1 protein-coding gene is annotated in these 738 nt (G+C 45.1%); it reads right to left on the bottom strand.

What is annotated here, in order from left to right:
* A partial coding sequence (locus DW915_RS14870; protein WP_330422703.1) for a transposase occupies positions 1 to 634 on the bottom strand: 634 nt, incomplete at its 3' end.
* Positions 635 to 738 lie beyond the last annotated feature (104 nt).

The following is a 738-nucleotide window of genomic DNA, read 5'->3' as shown; positions in this document are numbered from 1 at the left end:
TCTGTTTACTCTGCCGGAAAAACAATTCGATCGACCAGCGTTTGGCATACGAATCAAGAATCTCCTGCGTAGACAGGGACACGTCAGTGGAAATAAATACCCTCAGCGCCTTTGGATTCCCAAAGCATTCCTCAGGGTAACTCAGAAGAACAACTGCATTTGAAATCTTATTGAGATTTCCTTCGTAACGGTAAACGTAAAATTTCCTTTTGTCAACGGTCACAAGGCTGACATTTGGATCGCTTTTCCGCATATGAAGTGCAAGTTCGCTGGCTTTCTGACGGATGCCCATGGGATAAAGGATACGGTTGGTTTTTAATGCACCAATCGTATAAAATCCTTTTTTCAGGAAGCTTTTCATGAGGTCCACGGACGTATACCAGCTGTCACAGAGAAAGTAGGAAACCACCGGGGCTTCCGGCAGTTCCGCGGCGATATCCTGTACGATTTTAATTTTTGATTTTGTCTTATCGTATAGGATGACCGCATAGTTCAATGTGATTCCATTGCAGGAAAGCATGACGGAAACAACCTGGTGTCCATAATCCTGCCGGCCTTTCAGGTGCGATTGATGAAAATACGCAGCTTCGATGGGATGCAGGGCCTGTGACGAGGGCTTGACATGAGAAGCAATTGTATCATCTACAATGCAGAAAACAGGCTGGCCAGAAGAACGGGCCTACTGATAAATCAGTTCGACAATGCTGCTTTTCAGAGCTTTTTGCAATGCAGAATCGT

Origin of the sequence: Blautia sp. AM42-2 (assembly GCF_003480245.1) — a bacterium.
GTDB lineage: Bacteria > Bacillota > Clostridia > Lachnospirales > Lachnospiraceae > Fusicatenibacter > Fusicatenibacter saccharivorans.
The sequence above is the reverse complement of the archived record's forward strand: the minus strand, read 5'-3'. Positions and strand labels throughout refer to the sequence as shown.